Genomic DNA, 935 nt, shown 5'->3' with positions numbered 1-935 from the left:
GTGTTGAATTTTGCGAAAAATGAAGAATTAAATAACAAAGAAATTGAAGAATTGCGAGATATTTTAAATGATATTAGTAAAAAGTAATTAGAGGTATGTTTCAAACATAATACATATGTAAACTATGCTTGACTCTTATTAAATTAGTTTTGTTAATGACATTTAAAATATATTATTAAAGTTGAGAGTGTACAGAAAATAACTGTTTTCTGTACACTCTTTCTTCATAATCCAAAATCTATGAATATCAGTATATAATATGTTCAAAAACTCAACATAAAATCAATGTTCATAAAATGATTTAGATACACCTATAAGAGCCTTAAGTAATATATTTTTTCATAGAGTTTAATCTTTAAGCATCCTATATACTGTAGAACGACTTACCCCTGTTTGTTTCGCAATTTCTTCTCCTGTAAGTTTTTGCTCATCGTATAGAAACTTAATTTCTCTTTTCTTATGGTCAGGTAATGAAGGCCTCCCGCCTTTTCGCCCTCTTGCTCGTGCTGCTTCTAATCCTTTTTTCGTACGTTCACTTAATAAGTTAGCTTCAAGTTCAGCGAATGCACTCATCATAGTAAAGAACATCTTGCCCATCGCATCTTTCGTTGATACATTCATATCAATAATATGTAAATCAATGCTGTTTTCATCGAACCATTGGGATAACTCAATTAATTGTTTCGTTGTACGTCCAAGACGATCTAGTTTATAGATAACTAGAATATCTCCTTCCCGTAAATAATCCAAACACTTATCAAGTTCCGTTCTTTTCGTTTTGCGACCACTCGCTTTCTCGCTAAAGATACGTTCACAACCATATTCCTCAAGTGTATCAATCTGTCCATCAAGACTTTGATCTTGTGTTGATACACGTGCATAACCAATTTTAGCCATTTGAATACCACCTCTTTTAATCGTTTTATGAGTACTTA

The 935-nt window shown here is 31.7% G+C and carries 1 protein-coding gene and 1 pseudogene; one reads left to right on the top strand and one right to left on the bottom strand.

Going from position 1 to position 935, the window contains the following annotated elements; genetic code table 11:
* Positions 1-87: pseudogene (locus tag IDG65_RS14085) on the top strand (penicillinase repressor BlaI); the annotation flags it as partial.
* A 261-nt stretch (positions 88-348) separates the two neighbouring features.
* On the opposite strand, the gene IDG65_RS14080 reads toward IDG65_RS14085, so the two are convergent.
* Positions 349-897, bottom strand: a complete 549-nt coding sequence (locus IDG65_RS14080) for a recombinase family protein (protein WP_001837446.1) — start codon at positions 895-897, stop codon at positions 349-351.
* Between the last annotated feature and the right edge of the window lie 38 nt (positions 898-935).

The organism is Staphylococcus sp. EG-SA-17 (genome assembly GCF_017151845.1).
GTDB classification, from domain to species: Bacteria; Bacillota; Bacilli; order Staphylococcales; family Staphylococcaceae; genus Staphylococcus; species Staphylococcus aureus.
This window is presented reverse-complemented; position numbering and strand designations above follow the sequence as displayed.

What these genes read in the sequence shown, in the direction of transcription:
- IDG65_RS14080 (WP_001837446.1), bottom strand. Translation starts at nt 897, where the DNA reads ATGGCTAAAATTGGTTATGCACGTGTATCAACACAAGATCAAAGTCTT.